The organism is Pseudoalteromonas sp. T1lg122 (genome assembly GCF_002964825.1).
Taxonomy (GTDB): Bacteria; Pseudomonadota; Gammaproteobacteria; order Enterobacterales; family Alteromonadaceae; genus Pseudoalteromonas; species Pseudoalteromonas gelatinilytica.
In genome coordinates, this window is the sequence record NZ_PQCG01000001.1 from 715,947 (window position 1) to 734,177 (window position 18,231).

Below are 18,231 nucleotides of genomic sequence, written 5' to 3' on the forward strand. Positions count from 1 at the left end.
TCGGTAAGATAGGCATACGGAATCAAAGAAGAGATTAGGTAATGCGTTCTATACTTGCCATTACTGTTAGTGCATTCGCATTAACAGGGTGTGTTACAGAAAACAGCTACGACGGAAGCGACAGACCCGTTGTAGAAAAAAAGATTAATAATACTGGTGCTGCTCGTACTCGTATCGCCCTTGCGTTACAGTACTTAAAAACGGGCAACAACTCGCAAGCAAAATATAATCTAGAACGTGCCGCAGAATTTGCACCTGACCTTCCTGAAGTCCACTACTCTTTAGCCTATTACTATCAACAGGTTGATGAACCTGATCTCGCTGATAAAGCCTATCAACGCGCTTTAAAAATCGCCCCGAATGATCCAAACACCTTAAACAATTATGGTGTCTTTTTATGTGGCATTGGCAAATACGACCGTGCAGCAGAAGAGCTTCTTAAGGCAATTGCCGTTCCTAGCTATATCCGTGTAGCTGAAAGTTACGAAAACTTAGCCTTATGCGCGATTGAATTTGATGACTTTGAAAACGCAGAAAAATACCTAAAATCAGCGCTAAACCACAGCTCGCAGCGCCCTTCTTCAATGATTAGCCTTGCCGGTTTGTATTACGCGAAAAGCGACCTTCATAAAGCTGAAGACGTGATTGAAAAATACGAATCTACCGGTCGCGTGACCCCTCGCGCACTTATGCTTAGCTACCTTATTCAGCAACGTATGGGCCATATCGAAAAAGCCGAAACAACCGCAGGTATTATTTTACAAACCTACCCAGGTTCAGTAGAAGCAAGGGCTATTTCATCAGGGCAAACTAAACGCTCAGAATTTGAAGTTCTGCGTGAAAAATATCGTCAAGCGCAGCTTGAAGAGTTGAAAATATCAAGTGATAACAGCACGGTTAGCAAAGATCAGCCAAAAATTCGTATCGTGAAAAGAAAGGCACCTGCTAAACAAACCGTTGTTGCTGAGGCGTCAGTGGCTACTGCACAGCAGAGCCCTGTACAGACAACACAGGTTCAACCTTCACAAGTAGAGCCAACACTCACTCAAGCAGAGCAAGAACCAGAAATCGTAGCGCAAAGCAATAAGCAGGTGACAGCTGAGGTAAACTCAGACAGCGAAGAGAAACCAGCAACAGAGTCACTCGCCTCTGTGCAACCACGCGAAACAACGCCTAACACGCTCACTGAGCAAACAACTGACGAAGGTTTCCAAACGGTTAGCTCTCGTAAAGTTGAACAGGCCGCTGTTATTGCAAAGCAGCAAACAGACGCGCAAACACCAGCGCAAAGTAATGATGAAGTGACCATAGTGTCATTTGGTGCACCGCAAACGCCAAGCGTTCAACAACAAACGCCAGCAAACTCGCAAAATACCAAAAATGATGCCAGCACTGTGGTGTTTTACGAAGCAGAAAAAGACGAAAACGTATTTAATGGCAGTCAAACAACGGCGTCAACCGCAAATAGCACTGACTTTAGCGTGACAAACGAGCCGCTTAACTTACCCATGCTGAACGCAAATGTACCGGCGCTGAATATCCCGTATCATATTATTGAAAATGGTGAAAACCTCTTTAGCATTTCGGTGCGATACAATGTTAAACTACAGAAGATTTTGCTGTGGAATGGCTTAAAAGAATCGGATCGTGTACAAAACGGTACTCGCATTTATTTGAACGATCCGAACATTTATCACGACATCAATGATGGCGACACACTTTATAGCATAGCCACACAGCATAGCGTATTGATCGATCAGTTAATGCGCTGGAACAAATTGAGCCCAGATGTCGCCCTAGAACCTGGGCATAGACTCTTATTGGTAGATCCAGACTCATACGCATTATGAATGAAGAAAACAATTTAGAACAACCACAAGAAACGCTCGGCCAAGCGCTAAAAAAGCGCCGCGAAGACGCTGGAAAGAGCCTTGAGCAACTTGCTGGTGCATTAAAATTATCCGTTTTACAGTTACAACGATTAGAAAACGACGAGCACGAATTACTTGGCCCTACGACCTTTGTAAAAGGTTATATCAGAAGCTATTGCCGTGAGCTGAAAATCGATAGCCAAGCCATACTTGCATTATTGCCAGAGCACGTTGAGCCTGCAAAAAAATCTAAAATGCAGAGCTTTTCTCGCCGTACAGAAAAAGAAGCACATGACAGCCGTTTAATGCTGTTTAGCTACTTCATTTTAGCGGTGATCATTGGCTCGTCAGTATTTTGGTGGTGGCAAAATAGCAACCAGAATATCGAACAGCCCGTAACGACTGCGATGCCAAATCAGCTTGAAAGCAGTGAGATTTCACCTGATTTAGCTTTAGAAGCGCCTGCTGAAGAAACCATTCAACCACTCGCTGACGACGAGCAAGAAATCGTTCAGCCAGAAGCTGATGTGCCAACAAGCAACAACGAAGCACAAAACCAAGTTGCTGCTCAGCCAGAAACTGAAAAGGCTGATCCTGAGCACAGCGAAGTGGTGATGCACTTCAATGAAGATAGCTGGGTAGAAATTCACGATGGCAACGGCGATCGCATCGCATTCGGTGTTAAAAAAGCAGGTTACGTTATGACAGTAACCGGCCCACAGCCTTTTAGTGTAGTACTTGGAAAACACCAAGTGGTTGATATTACTTTTCAAGGTCAAGCCGTCGATACTTCACATCTTGCCAAAAATCGTTTAGCTAAATTTACTTTACCGTTATCAGAGTAACCGCAATGTTTTCAGAATCTCCTATTAAACGTAGAAAATCGACCCGTATTAACGTAGGTAATGTGCCAATTGGTGATGGTGCACCGATTGCCGTCCAGTCGATGACCAATACCAACACCCTAGATATCGATGCAACGGTTGCACAAATTCAAGCTATTCAAGATGCTGGCGCCGACATTGTGCGTGTATCAGTACCCACCATGGAAGCTGCTGAAGCATTTAAAAGCATTAAAGAACAGGTCACTATCCCGTTGGTAACGGATATTCACTTTGATTACCGTATTGCATTAAAAGTGGCTCAGTATGGTGCGGATTGTTTGCGTATTAACCCTGGTAACATCGGCAGCGAAGAGCGTATTCGTGCCGTTGTAGACTCAGCACGCGAGCACAATATTCCTATTCGTATTGGTGTTAATGGCGGTTCATTAGAGCGTGATTTACAAGAAAAATACGGTGAGCCAACGCCAGAAGCTTTACTTGAATCAGCTATGCGTCACGTTGAGATCTTACAACGTTTAGACTTTGATCAATTTAAAGTCTCTGTTAAAGCGTCAGATGTATTTTTAGCGGTCGGTGCGTATCGTTTACTTGCGAAAGAAATCGACCAGCCACTGCATTTAGGTATTACCGAAGCAGGCGGTATGCGCTCAGGTTCAGTTAAATCAGCTGTTGGCTTAGGTATGCTACTTGCCGAAGGCATTGGTGACACACTGCGCGTATCACTTGCAGCCGATCCGGTACAAGAGATCAAAGTGGGTTTTGATATTTTAAAATCATTACGCATTCGCTCACGCGGCATTAACTTTATTGCCTGCCCGAGCTGCTCACGCCAAGAGTTTGATGTGGTAAGCACCATGAACCAACTTGAAGAGCGCCTTGAAGACGTGGTTGAACCTATGTCAGTGTCGGTAATTGGTTGTGTGGTAAATGGTCCGGGCGAAGCACTTGTAAGTGATATTGGCCTTGCTGGTGCGAACCGTCGCTCAGGCTTATACATCAATGGCGAGCGCCAAAAAGCACGTATCGATAACGATAACATTGTCGACCAACTTGAAGGCTATGTGCGTGACTTTATCGCTAAGAAAGAGAAAGAAACGCCAATCGACATCAAAATCGTTGAATAATTCGCATATACTCGGCAAACCCTCAGGTTTGCCGTTTACCTTTAGAACCCAAACGGTATAATAGCGGGTCAATTTTTAGTTTTTCTTGAGGCGCGATTTTTTCAGCGCACGTACAGTATTTAGGATTTATCAGTGGCAAAACAAATTCAGGCAGTTCGTGGTATGAACGATTGTCTGCCAGGCGATACGCAAATTTGGCAGAAAGTAGAAGACATTTTACGTGAAACAGTTTCATCGTTTGGTTATCAAGAAATTCGTTTTCCAATTGTTGAATCAACCGACCTATTCAAGCGCTCTATCGGTGAAGTAACCGATATCGTAGAAAAAGAGATGTACACCTTTGCTGACCGTAATGGCGATAACTTAACACTTCGCCCTGAAGGTACGGCAGTCTGTGTGCGTGCAGGTAATGAAAACGGTTTACTGTATAACCAAGAACAACGTTTATGGTACATGGGCCCGATGTTCCGTCACGAGCGTCCGCAAAAAGGCCGTTACCGTCAATTCCACCAATTTGGTTTAGAAACATTCGGCATTGCCACTGCTGATATTGATGCAGAAGTTATTTTGCTGACAGCCCAATTATGGAAAGAGTTTGGTATCAGTGAGCACGTTCGTCTGGAGCTTAATTCATTGGGTTCAAATGAAGCGCGTGCAGACTATCGTGATGCACTTGTTGCTTACTTAGAGCAACACGTCGATGTACTTGATGAAGACTCTAAGCGTCGTATGCACACCAATCCTTTACGTGTGTTAGATAGCAAAAACCCTGATGTACAAGCCATTTTAACTGATGCGCCTAAACTATCTGAGCACTTAGACGCTGAATCAAAAGAACATTTTGAAAATTTATGTGAACGTTTAGACGCTGCTGGCGTCGAATACACGGTAAATGAAAAGCTTGTACGTGGCTTGACTATTACAACCGCACCGTTTTTGAGTGGGTTACTGATAGCCTAGGCGCACAAGGAACCGTTTGCGCCGGTGGTCGTTACGATGGTCTAGTTGAACAACTAGGCGGTAAAGCAACACCAGCGGTTGGTTTTGCAATGGGTCTTGAGCGTTTAGTGTTATTACTTCAAGCACTCGAATGTGTAGGTGACATCCGCCGTAGTGCTGATGTATATTTGGCAGCCATGGGCGATAAAGCCAGCATTCAAGCGCCTATCATTGCCGCTCAATTACGTAAAGATGTTGCCGGTCTTCGTGTTATGGTGCACGCAGGCGGTGGCAACTTTAAAAAGCAATTAAAACGCGCAGATAAAAGCGATGCTCTTGTAGCGGTTATTATCGGCGAAGATGAATTAGAACAAGGCGTTGTGACAATTAAGTATTTACGTGAGCGTAAAGAACAAGTCACCTTAAAACTAGAAGAAGCGAAAACGCTACTAGCTGAGCTTATTTAAGCCCAGCTAGCAACAGAGGTAAGCATGGAAATTTATTCAACAGAAGAACAACAAGAAGAAGCGATCAAACGCTTTTTCCGTGAAAATGGTTTAGCACTTGCAATTGGTATTGTTGCAGGTTTAGGTGGTTTATATGGTTGGAAAGCTTATAACCAAAACCAAATCACCACAGCTGAGAAAGCATCTGACTCTTTCACACAACTTGTTGAAAGCGGTGCCGTGCTAGAAAAAGCGGATACGTTTATCAAAGATAATAGCGAGTCAAGCTACAGCACGCTAACAGCATTTGTAGCGGCAAAAGAAGCCGTTGAAAAGAATGACCTTGATGCAGCAAGCGAAAAGCTTAACTGGATCATCACCAACGAGCAAAACCCTGAGCTTAAAGCAACGGCAACAACGCGCCTTGCTCGTGTTCACCTTGCGCAAAAGCAATATGAGCAAGCGCTAACAACGCTAAATGCCCAGCTTCCAGCATCATTTGCTGCTGCAGTCGCTGAATTAAAAGGCGATGTTTATGCTGCACAAGGCGACAAAGACCAAGCACGCAGCCAATACCAAGCTGCGGCTGATAATGGCGGCCTTGAAAACAACCCGTTATTACAAATTAAACTTGATGACTTAGCACAAACTAGCCCAGCGGCGTAAGGGGTTAAGATGAAGAAGTTAACAGCGGCAACACTTGCTCTGTGTATCGCAACCCTGACTGGGTGTTCGTCAAGTGATGACGAAGATGAACTGGTACTGCCTGAAATTGTTAATCAATTTGAGACAGAAGTAGTTTGGCAAGAATCAATTGGTGATGGTGTTCAGCATTATTTCTCGCGCTTAACACCGGCTATTCATAACGATGTTGTGTATGTAGCAAACCGCGAAGGTGAAGTTGAAGCCCTATCGCTTGAAAATGGCGATACTCTGTGGGAAACCGATGTTCGTGAAAACCCAGCCTTTTGGCCTTGGGAAACCACAGAAAGTGCCAAGTTATCGGGTGGTATTTTACAAGCTTACGGCAAGATTTTTGTTGGTTCTGAGCATGGTTATTTAACTGCACTAGACCGTGAAACAGGTGAGATTGTTTGGCGCAAAACTATGCCAGGCGAAGTGCTTGCTAAACCTGCTGCAGGCGACGGCTTAATTTTTGTAAACCTAGGCTCAGGTAAATTATTAGCTTTACACCCAGATACAGGTGAAGAGCGTTGGAGCTTTGAACAAGAAGTGCCACCACTGACGTTACGTGGTCAAAGTTCACCAACCGTAGCAAATGGTGGTGTATTACTAGGCCTTGAAACAGGCAAACTAAGCGTATTAATTTCAGAAAATGGTTACTCTGCGTGGAGTGCTGAAATTGCTTCTCCAAAAGGTGCCTCTGAGTTTGAACGTTTAGTAGATGTGGATACACAAGCATTAATTAGTGGTCCATATGCGTATGCAATCGCCTATAATGGTAACTTAGCAGCCGTTGATATTCGTTCAGGTAATGTTGTTTGGAAACGTGAGTACAGCAGCTACCGTGATTTATCGATGGATAGCCAGTCTATCTATGTTGTTGATAGCGATGGTGTTATTTACGGTCTAGATAAAACATCAGGCATTGAGCGTTGGAGCCAACCGGCACTACGCGGCTGGTACTTAACAGGCCCAACTGTGGCTGGTAAATATTTAGCACTGGGTGACCAAGAAGGTAACCTACACTGGTTAGACAAAGAAACGGGCGAGCTTGTATCGCGCGAAGACTTTGACAGCTCAGGTTTCTTTATTGAGCCTGTTGTTGCCGGTGACAAATTAATTTTATACACCCGAGATGGTGAAGTTAGCGCGGTTAAAATTCCAAACTAACTTACTAATAGTAAACGTTATTTTTCTAAGGCTTCGCTTGGCGAAGCCTTTTGTTGTTTTTTTAAGAGGTAGTTTATGCTTCCCGTGATCGCTCTTGTTGGGCGACCCAATGTGGGCAAATCCACATTATTTAACCGTTTAACACGTACTCGTGACGCCCTCGTAGCCGACTTTCCTGGCTTAACACGAGATAGAAAATATGGCCAAGCAGATTACGAAGGCTATGAATTTATCGTGGTAGACACGGGTGGTATTGACGGTTCTGAGCAAGGTATCGAAACCGAAATGGCTGAGCAATCGCTACTCGCGATTGAAGAAGCCGATATCGTATTATTTTTAGTTGATGCCCGCGCAGGTATGACTGCCGCTGACCAAGCAATTGCTAACCACCTTCGTAAACAACAGAAGAAATGCTTTGTTGTAGCAAACAAAGTGGATGGTATTGATGCAGACTCATACTGCGCAGAATTCTTCCAGTTAAGCTTAGGTGACGTGCATCACATTGCTGCGGCGCATGGCCGTGGTATCACGCAATTACTTGAAACAACCTTACAGCCAGTTATTGCTGAACTTGCCGGTGAAAGTGAAGAGCTTGAAGAAAGTGATGACGAACTGGTTGATCTTTACAGTGAAGATGAAGAAGGTGAAGACAGCGAACAAGCCTTTGCAGATAAGCCTGTAAAACTTGCTATTATCGGTCGCCCTAACGTTGGTAAGTCAACACTTACAAACCGCATCTTAGGTGAAGAACGTGTAATCGTTTACGATATGCCGGGTACAACCCGTGACTCTATCTATATCCCGATGACACGCAACGACAAAGAATACATTCTTATTGATACTGCGGGTGTTCGTAAGCGTAAGAAAGTAAGCGATGTTGTTGAGAAGTTCTCAGTTATTAAAACATTACAAGCCATTGAAGATGCCAACGTGGTACTTTTAGTGGTTGATGCACGCGAAGGTATTTCTGATCAAGACTTAAGCCTATTAGGTTTTGCTTTAAATGCGGGTCGTTCATTGGTTGTTGCTGTTAACAAGTGGGATGGCCTTGATGATTACGTTAAAGAACGTATTAAGTCAGAGCTTGACCGTCGTTTAGGTTTCATCGATTTCGCACGTTTACACTTTATCTCTGCTTTACACGGCACAGGTGTGGGTCATTTATTTGAATCAGTAGACGAAGCGTACGAATCAGCAACTAAACGTATTAGCACAGCGATGCTACGTCGTATCATGGATATGGCACAAGCCGATCACCAACCGCCACTTGTTCGCGGTCGTCGTGTAAAACTTAAATATGCTCACGCAGGTGGCTATAACCCACCACGTATCGTGATCCACGGTAACCAAGTTCATGACTTACCTGATAGCTATAAACGCTACTTAATGAACTATTATCGTAAAGCATTAAATATCATGGGTACGCCGATCAAAATTGAATTTAGAGAAGGCGATAATCCATACGCAGGCCGCTCAAACAAGGTGACCTTATCGCAAAAACGTAAAATCCGTGCGTTTGCGAAAGAAAACCGCAACAAGTCGTAGTTGCCACGTAAGCATTAAGTATTAAAAAACCTTGTAAGTATGACTTACAAGGTTTTTTTATTGCTAAAACTATGCTTTATTTAATAAACGAACAATAAATAGAGCTGCATAAATGGCATTTTTAAGTCAGGTTATTTACGTCGATAACGTAGAAGAAGTACTCGACTTTTACTATCAAGCATTTGGTTTTAATACCAATCATATCAGTGACGATGCCGAATACGGTGAACTTGTTACAGGTTCCGTTAAACTTGCTTTTGCAACCCACCCGCATGCGCAATCATATTTTAAGCAGGGGTATATTCGTGCCCACCCTAAGCAACCAGCACTTGGTTTTGAGCTAAGATTCAGTTGCCACAATTTAGTCGAAAGTTACGATAAAGCAGTGCTTGCTGGTGCTGAGCCATTGTGCCCGCCAACTAAAAAAGATTCTCAACATTATGCGTATGTTCGCGCTATTGAAGGCACTTTAGTGTGTTTAGTAGAAGATTAGCCTTTTGTAAGGTCCGTTTTTGTTAGGTCAGTATGCAGCTCAAGGGTTAATTCACGTAGTAACTCGATTCGCTCTAAACTCATGTTTGAGCGCGCCATTAACTTGGCAGTTAATTGTTCAGCATCAATTTTAAGCTGCATGCCCTGCTCGGTTAACGAGATTACTTTTTTACGCTCATCTTCATTTGATACCTGACGCGTCAATAAACCTTTTGATTCAAGGCGTTTAACTATCGGTGTTAAGGTGCCTGAATCGAGGTGCGTGTCATGAGAAAGCGCTTTTAAACTCACTTGGTTATTATACCAAAGCGAATGCATCACAATATATTGCGGATAGGTTAAGTCATAAGCTTCGAGGATTGGTCGAAACGCTCTGATCAACGCATTGGTTGCACTATATAAAGTGAAACACACATTGTCTGATAAGTTGTTGCTCATGTAATTACCCTAAACTGAAATACAGCCGTATTATTGCCTCAATTTAGTTTGCGCGCAAATTATTTTCCTACAGTCTATTGCCTTTTACTGTAAAGATCATTAAATTGATCGCAAATAGTTTGCGCGCAAATATTTTGCACAATTCATTAATTGATTCTGATCTAGTTCATTCGAGGTTTATATGGCGACAAGTCAACAAATTCATTTAGTTTCACGCCCAACAGGTATACCAACACAAGCCAATTTTGCGCAGGTAGACGTAACACTTCCAGATTTGAACGACGGCGAAGTGTTAATTAAAAATACCTGGATGTCAGTTGACCCTTATATGCGCCCGCGCATGATTGATCGTAAATCGTATATCGCGCCATTTAACTTAAACGAAGTAATGGAAGCCGGTGCTATCGGCGAAGTGATTGAATCGCGCAATGACGACTTTCCTGTAGGAAGCAAAGTAAGTCATATTAGCGGTTGGCGTACCATGCACATTAGCAATGGCAGCGACTTAACATTACTGCCAAACGTGCCACTACCAGACCAACTATTTTTAAGTACCATGGGTATGACCGGGTTAACCGCATGGGCAGGTCTAACAAAGGTAATTAACCTAAAAGAAACTGACACTGTGTTTGTATCAGCAGCGTCAGGCGCGGTAGGTAGCATTGTTTGCCAAATTGCCAAGCTAAAAGGTTGTAAAGTGATTGCATCGGTTGGCTCTGACGAAAAAGCACAGATGGTTAAAGCGTTAGGTGCTGATGCGGTAATTAACTATAAAACGGTCGCAAACCTAACAGAAGCCCTTGAACAAGCGGCACCACAAGGCATTGATGTTTACTTTGAAAACGTAGGTGGCGATCACCTTGAAGCCGCACTCAATGTAATGAACGATTACGGCCGTATTCCTGTATGTGGCATGATCTCAGGTTACAATAACGACACAGCACAGCCAGGGCCAAGCAACCTGTTTTATATCAACTCGAAAAAGCTCACCATGCAAGGGTTTATCGTGATTGATTATTTTGATCAGTTTCCTGAGTTTATTGAGCAAATGGGTGCGTGGATCAGCGAAGGTAAAATTAAATCTGAAGAAACGGTATACCATGGCATCGAAAATACCGTTGATGCATTTCTTGGTCTGTTCGAAGGTAAAAATAAAGGAAAAATGCTAGTTAAGCTTTAACGCTTAATTACAAATAAAGCCTGTATCTTAGTTGGTACAGGCTTCTTATTATCATTATCAGTCATTCAAAATCGATAAATACGCAAGTTCTGCTAGTTTCTCTAATGATGACGTTGCATTAGACTCAGGCTTTTCAGCATGAACTGAGTAGCGCCTTTTTGGGATTTTAACTTGAATAAAACCATGATTATTGGCCATATCAATACGCAGCATTTCACGTTCTTTTGGCGTTAAATGATTTTCATGGATCTTTTCAAGCTCACCATGATCAAGCCAAATAGCAGCACAATTTGGACATTCGTCTATTTCAACCACTTTTAGTGGGGTGAAAAAGCGTCGCATCATCACCACGTCAGGGCAATTCGGACAATTAATTCGCTTTTCTAAATCAACACATTCTGTTGGCAGGGTTTGTAAATGAGCCAGCAGCACTTGCGCGGGTTTTAAATTCGGATCGCTAAAGTGGAATATTTGTCGGTTATCAAAAAATACGCCTCCACTTTTTGATAAATACACCTTAACGTCGCCAATGCTTACTGCTTCTAGGGCTGTTTTAGTACGCGGGCAAAACATAATACATCCTTGTTTTACAATTAATGTAGCGCTTTTGTTATTAACGGTTTAAGTGGCTCTGGTAAGCTGATGTTACCAGCTAGCACAAAGTCATGTGCTTCGTTTGACATCTTTTGCCAGGTTTTACGAATAATACCCAACCATTTTTGCTCATCGTAATCAGGCTTACTACTTGCAAAATCAAGCATGTAATGCTCAATAAACACAAGGCTTGCGATGTCTTCAATCAATTGGCTATCAGGGTTTCGCTTTATATTCTTTTTTGCCACTGCTGCGTATACACGCTCACACTCTTCTGATGCGTAACCAGCCGTTTTCATAAGGGCTGTTACACGCTCTGCATGGAAATCATATAAAGCCGTGCGCCATTGATAATAACCTTGCTTACCCATAGGGAAATCACTGCGAGGAGAGCGCCAGCGCTCAATATGTTGACCTCGTGCGGCAATGTGCATCAACTCATCAGCTTGTGGATTGAAACGGTTTAGCATATCGGTCATACGCATTGCGTATAATGATTCTTTTGCAAACTCTTGATCATCTTGTTTCACACGATTTGGATCGACAGCATTCGCTGCATCTATGGCTTTTATCACGGCTTGGTACATAGCGTTTAATCTTACTTAAGTTTGTAATCTATTGTATTTAGGTACAAATAATTCTTTAACATGCTAAAAATTCAACTAAAATCCTAGCTCTTAGCTAGACAATCAGGTAGCCCTAAACTAGTATTTTTAAAAGCAAACTTAGTACTTAAATACATACCTCATTCAGGGATGCCTTTGCGTAATATTACATATTTTTCGTTGTTATTTACTTCTTTTTTTCTCAGTTTCTGTTTATTTTCGGCTATCGCGCTAAAAGTGTTTTACGATAGACAAGAAATGCATGAAATTGAGCAAAATGCAGCACTTAACAGTTACAGCAGTAATCTTGAAAAAGCACTTGATAGCGCACTCCTTGGCCCCTACCTTGTTCGCGCCGCAATGCGTGACTTTGCATATACACAAACTGAATTCGAAACCCTTGCCACAGAGATTTTAACTCACAGTGATGGTAGCCAAACTATTCAACTCGCACCAAAGGGGGTAATAAAATACAGCTACCCGTTAACCAGTCACGAGAGCGTGATTGGTATCGACTTATTCAAGATGCAAAGCATTCAAGCGTCATTACAAACAGCGATTGATACGCAAAAAATGCAAATCGATGGACCTAAAGAGTTGGCTCAAGGTGGTCAAGGCTTAGTCGCTCGATTACCGATTTTTAATCAGAATGAGTTTTGGGGTTTTGCAATCGCGGTGCTGCGTTTTCCTGAGTTTATAGCAAATTTGAGCCCTGAGACTACTTCACACCCTCACCTCTATGAGGTTTGGCAAAAAACAGCGAATAGCTACGCGCCGCTTTTAAATAACCACAGTTTTGAGCAAAGCCACTGGTCAACTTACAACCTCGATGTTGAAAATCAACATTGGGTTGTGGGTATTAAAGATGAGTTTGCTTATCGGGCGCATGTTGAATTTTTAGTGCTGTTACTGATTGTCCTGCTATTTTCATCGGTTAGCTGCTATTTGATTACGATTACATGCCGATTACGGGAACACGAGCAAAACCTCGAAAAGCTCGTACAAAAGCAAACCTTGGAGCTGTCTGAGCAGGCACTTGAATTAAAACAAGCTCAGTTACTCAGTGGCGTGGGTAGTTGGCATTTGTCGCCTGATAAAAGCATTCGGCAATTATCGGCTCAAGCAAAAGCACTATTTAAAGAACAAAGCAAAGTGCAATCAATTACGGATGTCTGTAAAAAAATCGATAGCTTTTATAAAAATACGTTTTTAAATTTTATACATACTAAGCCTAGTAGCCCAATCGAAATTGAATACACAATCAAACTCAATGGAGAAAAACGCTGGTTTCACGAGCACGCAGAATGGAACCCTAAAACCAATACCTTGGTAGGTACGATTGAAGACATCAGTGCAGAAAAACAGCGCCAACATGAGCTTTATCAGCAAGCCCACTTTGACTCAGTCACCGGCCTTGCCAATCGCCATTACAGTGAAAAGTATATCGCCAGTTTATGCCCTGAAGACCAATACAGTAGCGGCCTGACTTTATTGTGCGCCGAGATCAAAGGCTATCGACAATTAGAAGATATTTACGGTCAAGATTACTTAAATGAACTACAAACGACCATTGCTAACCGGCTAATTGAGTTTTCTGACTTACATCAAGCGTTTTGCGCGCATATCAAACAGGGCTGCTTTTTAATGTTACTAAAAGAAGCTATTTTTGATGAAAAGCTCGCCGCCCTATTAGACAAATTTCAGCATCAGGTCGGCGGCATAATTGAAACCGCTGGTAGCGCTCATTTTTACCACTTATACATTGGCGTAGGCTATCCGCATTTACAAAACATCGATGCTGCTGAACAAATCAATACAGCTCTCATTGCGATGAATGAATGCCCCCGCACGCAAAAACCCTTTACCGTTTATAGCCAATCTCTGAAAGAGAAGCTCATTGCACAAAGTAACCTCGAAAGTGACTTACGCCATGCGCTTTCGACTAACGAGCAGCTAAGTATGGTGTATCAGCCAATCGTTAACACTCTAGATGGTACACTGATTGGCTGTGAAGCATTGGTTCGCTGGCAACACCCTGTTCGAGGCTTTGTGTCACCTGTGGAGTTTATAGCCATCGCTGAACAATCTGAGCTCATTAATTTATTGTCTCGTTGGATTGTTGCTAAAGTTGCTGAAGATTGCCATCGCATGGTTGATAACAACATTCATATTAAAGTGTCGATCAACCTCTCACGTAAGCAGTTCTCTGATGTGCATTTAGTGAAACGACTGAGTAAAGAAAAAGCCAAGCTATTCCCAGCTAATCAAAAAATTAATCTTGAGATCACCGAATCTGCCCTATTTCAAAATACCCAGTACGCTATAAACCTAATGCATGAACTTAAATTAGCGGGTTTTAACTTATCACTCGATGACTTTGGAACAGGTTATTCATCACTGTCGTCAATTCAGCAGTTTCCGCTAGATAACGTTAAGATTGATCGTGCTTTTATCTGTAACTGCGTGGATAACCCACGAGATGGTTTATTTTTACAAACGATGAGTGATTTAGCCCATCAACTTGATTTAACGATTACCGCAGAAGGGGTCGAAAGCTCAGAGCAGTGGCAATTGGTGAGTGATAAAGGCATTGATTATATTCAAGGTTACTTAATCTCAATGCCCTTATCTATTGATGATTTTATAGCGTTTGACCCGGTTGCGTAAGATCCACTGCCAAGCTTTGTTTTGGCTTTTCGATCATACGGGTAAGCTCTTTTTCTCCATCAAGGACAATAATGGTTGGCGTATACAGTAAGTCGTGCTGTTTTGCTAACCCTGCAGGGTCAAGTTTATCGTAGCCAACAGCCACTAATTTAAGTGAGCCTAACTGTACTTTCGCTGTATCGAGAAGTTTTAAAAATCGAGGTACTTCTCGTTTTGAGTCATGACACCAAGTGCCTAAAAACACCAAAACTTGCTTACCTTGTAGTGTTTTTATCGTGGTTAACTCTTCTTCACTCGGTGTGTATTCATTGTACTGTTCACTAAATGCAGCGTAGTCTTTAAGTAAATCATCTCGACTTATCTCTCCACTGTATGGAGCGGTGTCTGCAAATGTTAGGGCAGAAAATAACAAAGCGGCGATATAAATTAGTTTTTTCATTGAGTCTCCTTTTTCACCACTATAACTAAGTGAAAAATAAAGTCACAGTTTTTTGCTTATTAGCTGTTCGATGCCTTGCGCTTTATGATACAGCCAACCTTGATGGAAATAGACTTCTTTTGCCAACAAGTAATCAGCCTGAGCTTGGGTTTCCACCCCTTCAGCAACAATATCAATCTCAAGTTTTTTAGCCAGTTCGATTAACGCATCAAGTAAAATAGCCAGCTGTGAATTAGTGCCAATGGCTGCGGTGTAACTTTGATCGATTTTTAAAATATCAAAAGGCAATGATTTTAAATATTGCAGGCCAGCATAACCCGTTCCAAAGTCATCAATAGCCACTCTGACCCCCTGCTCTCTAAATAGCGTAATGGTCTCTATCACTTCAGTATCGTCAGATTCAATCAGTTCGTTTTCGGTTATTTCGAGTACCAAATGTGGGATCTGGGTGTTCAACTCAAGAGCAAGCTGCTTAAATTTGTCATCTTTGAGGTGTTCACCGGTAATGTTGATATTCACCTTTAATGTTGGATGCCACTGGGTGAGCTTTACTAAATCTTCGGTGATATTTTCAATCACAGCATAGGTCAGTGCTAAGTTAAGGTTATTGCTTTCAATATCCGGTAAAAAGCGATTCGGCGTTAAGACTCCCTCTAGTGGATGATTTAACCTTACTAACACTTCAACCCCTGCAAACTGTTTTGTGTTTGCATTCCAAATAAGCTGATAAAAGTTAATAAAATCACCAGAGTTTAAATGGTTAATCAGCTCATTTTTACGGCTTCGGTAATTTTGATGGTACGCTTTAGAAAAGAAGAACAATAAAACAAATACAAACACATACAATGAAATACTTGCCAAAGGCGGGGTATAAACACCTCTGTATAAGGTATCAACATTGACAGCGACGACCAAAGCAAGACTCGGGATATCTTTGACAGGCTCAGCTAGTAAATAGTGCTGATGTGTATCGTCAAACCGATGATCATTAAGCTCAGTCGTTTTCGTTAAAGGAAACAAATCATAGTCAAGTGGCAAGGTATAACCACCCACAATCGTGATAGGTACACCCAATTTTGCATCGACTAAAGCAACAAAATCATAGGGTCTATCAAGCTCATTTATTTTTCGGCTCAATAATGGCTGCGGCAATAAAGCATTAATCTCAAAGCCATCACTGCGGGTTTTAGCTATAACCAAAGCAGCTTCACCAATGTAATTGGTATGAATTGGCCCAAAATAACGCAGCTGTTGGCTTTTAACAGGCTTAGGGCCTATGGTCTTTATTGGCTCAGGTGGAGCCCCCCAACTGGTACAGGTTAAATAGCCATCTGGGTTTACAACACCAAATTCGGCAACATTCGAGATATGAAAATGGGCTTGGCGAAGCGCTAGCAACGTCGTGCTTGAGCAGCTCGGATCAAGCGTATCTGACTGAATAAAAAAATCTTTTAATTGCTTAGTTTGCTTATCAAGATCTGATTTAAGCCATTGGTAGTCTGCCCGTATTTGCTCTCGCGCAACCTGCTTTTTTGCCGCGACTTCCATTGGGTAATCGATAGCAAAAACAAGCATCATTCCAATACTCGCAAGCGTTATGGCTTTAATTTTGTATCTGCGTTTAGGCAAAGTGCAAACTCAATATGTTATCTGATAATAAGCATTGCACATTCTAACTTAAATGCCATAAAAAAGGTGTACCTAAAAATACAAATAACGCTCTTTTTTAGCATTGTCATAGAACTGAAAAACTCAACAATTATATTCGCTAAATTGGTAAAAACGAACTACTATATTAGATATATCTAATATAAGGTTTTACTATGCTTTCCTTAAGAAATATTGTGCTATGTACTGCATTACTTTCTCCTAGTCTGTATGCCGCAACAAACTCAGCGACTCTAGAAACCGAAGCAGCTGAGCGAGCAACTGAATTTGCCACGACGCTCAAATCAGCATTGGCAGCTGCAATCAAACAAGGCGGTTTAGTTGAAGGAATTAACGTGTGCAAAATGCAAGCCCCAGCCATTGCTGAAAGCTTATCAACCGATGGTTGGACTGTAGCGCGTAAAAGCACTAAAAACCGTAATCCAAATAATAAACCTGATGACTGGGAAGCTGAAAAAATCGCTCAGTTGCTCGATATGATCAGAAACACAGAAAGCATCGATAATGTGACTTTTTCAACCAGCAAAGATGGTCAATTTCGCTTTGCTAAAGCGATAAAAGTCGCGCCAGTGTGCCTCAATTGTCATGGTCAAACGATTGCGCCAGAAGTAAAGCAAGCGCTTAGCGAGCATTACCCAAATGATTTAGCGACAGGTTATCAGCTTGGTGATTTAAGAGGAATATTCTCTATTACCAAAGAACTCGACACGTCTGAGCCATAAAATATATGCCTTGTACTCGCATAGTTTGCTCTTAGCAATTAAAATACCCTTTTAAAATCAACCAAGGTGCCATTTATGTCTTTACCTCCTTGCCCACAATGTAACTCTGAATACGTGTATGAAGATCAAAACAACTTAGTATGCCCAGAGTGCGCTCATGAGTGGGATCCAAATGCTGTTAATAACGTTGATGTAATCGATGTAAGAGATGCTAACGGTACCTTATTGGTCGATGGCGATAAAGTGACCGTTGCTAAAGATTTAAAAATTAAAGGCAGCTCACAAGTAATTAAAATTGGCACCAAAGCCGTTATCCGCCGAGTGTTAGATAAAAAAGACCACGAATTAGACTGTAAAGTTGATGGCGTCGGTGAAATGATGGTAACTGCTAAGTTTGTTAAAAAAGCTTAATAAACATATTGAGCAGTGCCCAATATAAAAACACTGCTCAATTAGTATACTTTAAAGAAACAAAAAAACATTTCAAATAGAATAGCATTTTAATTCAAAGATATAGAACTTCACTGAAAATATATTCCATTTAAAATCAAAATAATAAGAACATACCCAAAAACAATACACTGATCCCAAAACAGATCCAGAACACTTGCTTTAAGGTAAAGGAATAATAAATTTATACTAATTATTTTGCATTAAATAATTATTCTCCTACACTTCTTTTCAATCATTATTTCTTGAATACGGAATATGATTTAAACCACGTTTAAAAAGCAGGTATTTTGAACACTATTTAGGAACTATAAATAGGTGTTCATGCAGTCATACAAATATGTTTTTAACA

Annotated in this window: 16 protein-coding genes and 1 pseudogene; 12 read left to right on the forward strand and 5 right to left on the reverse strand. The window is 41.7% G+C overall.

The window, feature by feature from the left end; translation table 11 throughout:
• The first annotated feature begins 41 nt into the window (after positions 1-41).
• The 8 genes and pseudogenes from pilW (at position 42) to C2M33_RS03300 (ending at position 9,117) form a co-directional block, all read left to right on the forward strand.
• Entirely contained in the window at positions 42-1,850 is a 1,809-nt protein-coding gene (gene pilW / locus C2M33_RS03265; protein WP_105173694.1) for a type IV pilus biogenesis/stability protein PilW, read from the forward strand.
• Entirely contained in the window at positions 1,847-2,716 is an 870-nt protein-coding gene (locus C2M33_RS03270; protein ID WP_105173695.1) for a RodZ domain-containing protein, read from the forward strand. The genes pilW and C2M33_RS03270 overlap by 4 nt, the downstream gene beginning before the upstream one ends.
• A 5-nt stretch (positions 2,717-2,721) precedes the next feature.
• The gene (gene ispG / locus C2M33_RS03275; RefSeq protein WP_054553525.1) at positions 2,722-3,840 is read left to right on the forward strand and encodes a flavodoxin-dependent (E)-4-hydroxy-3-methylbut-2-enyl-diphosphate synthase; all 1,119 of its coding nucleotides are present in this window, start codon (positions 2,722-2,724) and stop codon (positions 3,838-3,840) included.
• 132 nt (positions 3,841-3,972) lie between these two features.
• A pseudogene (gene hisS, locus C2M33_RS03280) lies at positions 3,973-5,246 on the forward strand (histidine--tRNA ligase).
• A gap of 24 nt (positions 5,247-5,270) precedes the next feature.
• Complete coding sequence (locus C2M33_RS03285) at positions 5,271-5,891, forward strand: YfgM family protein (protein WP_063704192.1); 621 nt, start codon at positions 5,271-5,273, stop codon at positions 5,889-5,891.
• Between the two features lie 9 nt (positions 5,892-5,900).
• On the forward strand, positions 5,901-7,079 hold the full coding sequence (gene bamB / locus C2M33_RS03290; RefSeq protein WP_105173696.1) for an outer membrane protein assembly factor BamB: 1,179 nt from the start codon (positions 5,901-5,903) through the stop codon (positions 7,077-7,079).
• A 75-nt stretch (positions 7,080-7,154) separates the two neighbouring features.
• On the forward strand, positions 7,155-8,624 hold the full coding sequence (der, locus tag C2M33_RS03295; protein WP_063704187.1) for a ribosome biogenesis GTPase Der: 1,470 nt from the start codon (positions 7,155-7,157) through the stop codon (positions 8,622-8,624).
• Positions 8,625-8,736: 112 nt separating this feature from the next.
• Positions 8,737-9,117 carry a VOC family protein gene (locus tag C2M33_RS03300; protein WP_063704185.1) on the forward strand — a complete coding sequence of 127 codons (381 nt, stop codon included), beginning with the start codon at positions 8,737-8,739 and terminating at the stop codon, positions 9,115-9,117.
• On the opposite strand, the gene C2M33_RS03305 is transcribed toward C2M33_RS03300, so the two are convergent.
• On the reverse strand, positions 9,114-9,554 hold the full coding sequence (locus tag C2M33_RS03305; protein WP_105173697.1) for a MarR family winged helix-turn-helix transcriptional regulator: 441 nt from the start codon (positions 9,552-9,554) through the stop codon (positions 9,114-9,116). The genes C2M33_RS03300 and C2M33_RS03305 overlap by 4 nt on opposite strands.
• 181 nt (positions 9,555-9,735) lie before the next feature.
• Here C2M33_RS03305 and C2M33_RS03310 point away from each other — a divergent pair, with 181 nt between their 5' ends.
• Positions 9,736-10,734, forward strand: coding sequence for an NADP-dependent oxidoreductase (locus C2M33_RS03310; protein ID WP_105173698.1), 999 nt, complete (start codon positions 9,736-9,738; stop codon positions 10,732-10,734).
• A 57-nt stretch (positions 10,735-10,791) separates the two neighbouring features.
• On the opposite strand, the gene C2M33_RS03315 is transcribed toward C2M33_RS03310, so the two are convergent.
• A complete protein-coding gene (locus C2M33_RS03315) occupies positions 10,792-11,307 on the reverse strand; it encodes a TFIIB-type zinc ribbon-containing protein (protein WP_105173699.1) in 516 nt (171 codons plus the stop codon).
• Between the two features lie 20 nt (positions 11,308-11,327).
• Entirely contained in the window at positions 11,328-11,915 is a 588-nt protein-coding gene (locus tag C2M33_RS03320) for a DUF4202 domain-containing protein (RefSeq protein ID WP_105173700.1), read from the reverse strand.
• A 255-nt stretch (positions 11,916-12,170) separates the two neighbouring features.
• On the opposite strand from C2M33_RS03320, the gene C2M33_RS03325 reads away from it, so the two are divergent.
• Positions 12,171-14,600, forward strand: coding sequence for a bifunctional diguanylate cyclase/phosphodiesterase (locus C2M33_RS03325; protein WP_158685553.1), 2,430 nt, complete (start codon positions 12,171-12,173; stop codon positions 14,598-14,600).
• On the opposite strand, the gene C2M33_RS03330 is transcribed toward C2M33_RS03325, so the two are convergent.
• The gene (locus C2M33_RS03330; RefSeq protein WP_063704164.1) at positions 14,575-15,039 is read right to left on the reverse strand and encodes a TlpA family protein disulfide reductase; all 465 of its coding nucleotides are present in this window, start codon (positions 15,037-15,039) and stop codon (positions 14,575-14,577) included. The genes C2M33_RS03325 and C2M33_RS03330 overlap by 26 nt on opposite strands.
• A 42-nt stretch (positions 15,040-15,081) precedes the next feature.
• Positions 15,082-16,617, reverse strand: a complete 1,536-nt coding sequence (locus C2M33_RS03335; RefSeq protein WP_105173702.1) for an EAL domain-containing protein — start codon at positions 16,615-16,617, stop codon at positions 15,082-15,084.
• Positions 16,618-16,862: 245 nt separating this feature from the next.
• Here C2M33_RS03335 and C2M33_RS03340 point away from each other — a divergent pair, with 245 nt between their 5' ends.
• Both C2M33_RS03340 and C2M33_RS03345 read left to right on the forward strand, forming a co-directional pair.
• Complete coding sequence (locus C2M33_RS03340; RefSeq protein WP_063704160.1) at positions 16,863-17,429, forward strand: Tll0287-like domain-containing protein; 567 nt, start codon at positions 16,863-16,865, stop codon at positions 17,427-17,429.
• Between the two features lie 75 nt (positions 17,430-17,504).
• A complete protein-coding gene (locus C2M33_RS03345) occupies positions 17,505-17,840 on the forward strand; it encodes a zinc ribbon domain-containing protein YjdM (RefSeq protein ID WP_063704157.1) in 336 nt (111 codons plus the stop codon).
• Positions 17,841-18,231 lie beyond the last annotated feature (391 nt).

What these genes read in the sequence shown, in the direction of transcription:
- pilW (WP_105173694.1), top strand. Translation starts at nt 42, where the DNA reads ATGCGTTCTATACTTGCCATTACTGTTAGTGCATTCGCATTAACAGGG.
- C2M33_RS03270 (WP_105173695.1), top strand. Translation starts at nt 1,847, where the DNA reads ATGAATGAAGAAAACAATTTAGAACAACCACAAGAAACGCTCGGCCAA.
- ispG (WP_054553525.1), top strand. Translation starts at nt 2,722, where the DNA reads ATGTTTTCAGAATCTCCTATTAAACGTAGAAAATCGACCCGTATTAAC.
- C2M33_RS03285 (WP_063704192.1), top strand. Translation starts at nt 5,271, where the DNA reads ATGGAAATTTATTCAACAGAAGAACAACAAGAAGAAGCGATCAAACGC.
- bamB (WP_105173696.1), top strand. Translation starts at nt 5,901, where the DNA reads ATGAAGAAGTTAACAGCGGCAACACTTGCTCTGTGTATCGCAACCCTG.
- der (WP_063704187.1), top strand. Translation starts at nt 7,155, where the DNA reads ATGCTTCCCGTGATCGCTCTTGTTGGGCGACCCAATGTGGGCAAATCC.
- C2M33_RS03300 (WP_063704185.1), top strand. Translation starts at nt 8,737, where the DNA reads ATGGCATTTTTAAGTCAGGTTATTTACGTCGATAACGTAGAAGAAGTA.
- C2M33_RS03305 (WP_105173697.1), bottom strand. Translation starts at nt 9,554, where the DNA reads ATGAGCAACAACTTATCAGACAATGTGTGTTTCACTTTATATAGTGCA.
- C2M33_RS03310 (WP_105173698.1), top strand. Translation starts at nt 9,736, where the DNA reads ATGGCGACAAGTCAACAAATTCATTTAGTTTCACGCCCAACAGGTATA.
- C2M33_RS03315 (WP_105173699.1), bottom strand. Translation starts at nt 11,307, where the DNA reads ATGTTTTGCCCGCGTACTAAAACAGCCCTAGAAGCAGTAAGCATTGGC.
- C2M33_RS03320 (WP_105173700.1), bottom strand. Translation starts at nt 11,915, where the DNA reads ATGTACCAAGCCGTGATAAAAGCCATAGATGCAGCGAATGCTGTCGAT.
- C2M33_RS03330 (WP_063704164.1), bottom strand. Translation starts at nt 15,039, where the DNA reads ATGAAAAAACTAATTTATATCGCCGCTTTGTTATTTTCTGCCCTAACA.
- C2M33_RS03335 (WP_105173702.1), bottom strand. Translation starts at nt 16,617, where the DNA reads ATGATGCTTGTTTTTGCTATCGATTACCCAATGGAAGTCGCGGCAAAA.
- C2M33_RS03340 (WP_063704160.1), top strand. Translation starts at nt 16,863, where the DNA reads ATGCTTTCCTTAAGAAATATTGTGCTATGTACTGCATTACTTTCTCCT.
- C2M33_RS03345 (WP_063704157.1), top strand. Translation starts at nt 17,505, where the DNA reads ATGTCTTTACCTCCTTGCCCACAATGTAACTCTGAATACGTGTATGAA.